This is a genomic window from Mesorhizobium sp. FG116, from assembly GCF_057809835.1.
Genome location: NZ_JBMDKS010000101.1, coordinates 1 through 2,164 on the forward strand (window position 1 = coordinate 1; position 2,164 = coordinate 2,164).

General features: G+C 54.6%; 2 protein-coding genes and 1 pseudogene. All 3 read right to left on the bottom strand.

The features are described from left to right. Positions 1-404 (bottom strand): helix-turn-helix domain-containing protein (locus ACODTY_RS23840; RefSeq protein WP_488996653.1); only part of this gene is annotated, 404 nt, incomplete at its 3' end. Positions 405-544: 140 nt separating this feature from the next. Continuing rightward, positions 545-1,570: an alpha/beta fold hydrolase gene (locus ACODTY_RS23845; RefSeq protein WP_488996654.1), complete on the bottom strand. Its 1,026-nt coding sequence runs from the start codon at positions 1,568-1,570 to the stop codon at positions 545-547. Next, a pseudogene (locus tag ACODTY_RS23850) lies at positions 1,560-2,164 on the bottom strand (RcgA family putative transporter); the annotation flags it as partial. The pseudogene ACODTY_RS23850 and the gene ACODTY_RS23845, both read right to left, overlap by 11 nt.

Consider the following 2,164-nt stretch of genomic DNA (forward strand, 5'->3'; position numbering starts at 1 on the left):
TCGGAGTTCTCCTGTCGCAGGCTGTCAGCGAACTGCCTTCTCAGCTTCTCGTTCTCCTCCACCAGCGCGAGTAGCTGATTCAGATCGGGAGGGGGCGTGGAAGTTTCAGGCGTCTTCTTCTCGGTCTCGTCCCATTTTTCGCTAAGGAGTTCGGAAGCTTCGATTCCGAACTCCTTAGCGATGCGGTTCAGCATCGATAAGCGAACATCTCGTTTGCCACGCAATAGTTGAGATATATAGCTTTCTGTTATCTTGAGACGTTCAGCTATATGCTTGTTCCGAAGGCCGTTCAGATCGCGAATTCGAATGAGCGCCGTGATTAAACGCCTGTGCAGCTCGCCAACCTCGTCCGAATCTGGCGCGATATCTGCCCCTCGCTCGTCGTCATCCAGATGCCCCGGCATTTAGCTCATCCTCTCATACGCCCGTCGCGTTATGACCTGAACTGTTGCTCGATGTAAGTCCTCCAGAAGCAGATTCCCGGAGCCGGAAGGATCCCTCGATGAGCCGAGTCTCCTGGCAAATAGCCCGGCTAAATCCATACTTATCCTCGACGAGCCGATTTGTCGGCACTGGAGAGAAACCGCTTCAAGCTCAAACCAGCCAACAAAATGTAGGGCGGAATCGCGAGGGAATAGTGGCCACAGTCTAATTCGAGAACACCGGGCCGAGCGCCGGAGTCCTTCAGCTTCTGCAGGAATCTCGCTGACAGCTCCGGCAAAACCACCTTGTCTCTCTTTGCCAACACGACGTGCAGGGGGAGATCCGGCCGTGCCAGACGAAGAGCGTAGTTTTCCAGGTTAAGCGGTCCCCACGCCCGTCGGAGATCTGCGAGATCGATCTTGGGCTCAAGGCTAGCGCGTATCGCGCGCGTCGCACGACCTGTCCAAACCATATCGGCCAAGCTTCCCGCTGTCAGAAACAGCGAGGCTTTCGATACCGCCGTGTCATGCGCCGCGATCAATCCGGCGACCCAGGAACCCAGACTCATACCGAGAACCGAAATGTCCCGGTAGCCTTCGCGCTTCAACCACCGACAGAGCTTTCGGCCATCCAATACCGCCTGCCTGAAGGATTGGATCGTTCGACCAAGGTTGGCGCTGAGCATGTAGTCTGCGTGCTGGGATCCGGAACGGCTGCGCTGGAAATGATAAGGCATCGCGATCTCAACGACCGTGATGCCATGCTTCGAGAAAAAGCTGGCGATCTGGCGATTCCAAGAGCTTGCATTCCAGTGGTGAAAAATTACCAACGCCTGAGCGAGCCACCCACTGTCTGTGATTTTTGCCCAGACAACATTGGTCTCCACGACATCAGTGCGAATGTCCGATGGAAATCTGAGCCACTCGCCTTGTCTTTCGAAACCGACATCGCCACCTTCGGGCTCATCGAAAAATGTCGAGTCAGCTCCCGCCTGGTCGGCCAGGGCACAAAACTCCCCGATGCTCTTTATGTTCTTCTCGCCCGGAAAGGCCCGATCCGCGTCGAGGATGAAAGCGGTCGTTTTCTTTCCTTCCTCACCGCGTTGAGCCCGCTGTTCATCCCATCGATCAAGCCACCTATGATACACTCTGGCTGTTTCCCAATTCGCTCGCTCGCCGTCGACCAAACCCTGGATCAATCAAGCCATATAAGGCGACCAGCACGCCGACGCTCAGAAAGATCGAGAAGCCTGAAAATGCATCGGTCAGCAAGTATACAGCAACGAGCAGGGCAATGACCGCTGACATCTTCCATAAGGTGTCCTGGAATTGACCCCCGACACCCAAACGGATGGCACCGTAGAAAAAAACAACACAGGCCGATATCGCGACAAGAAGGCTGCTGTAGTGCGTCGGCATTCTATAAGCGAACCCCTTGCGCACATCGGCTTGATCATACAAGACTGAGGACAGATCGCCAATCAACCAAGCGACAATATTCGTGCCGTTCGATGCCAGGTAAGAGCTTTGAAGCTTCATGACCGTGGCGATCAGAACGCCCAAAACGGTGCACCGGAAAGCCCACCGCATCACCCTGAAGCCAGCTTCGTTGAGATCGTGTCGGAAATCCACGGCCTGCCGATTTTTCGATGCCTCGCCAATTTTCCAAAGATCATCGATGACTGCATAAACGACAATGAGACCCGCAAAGAACAGATAAAAGCACAGGCTCATGTAGAGAT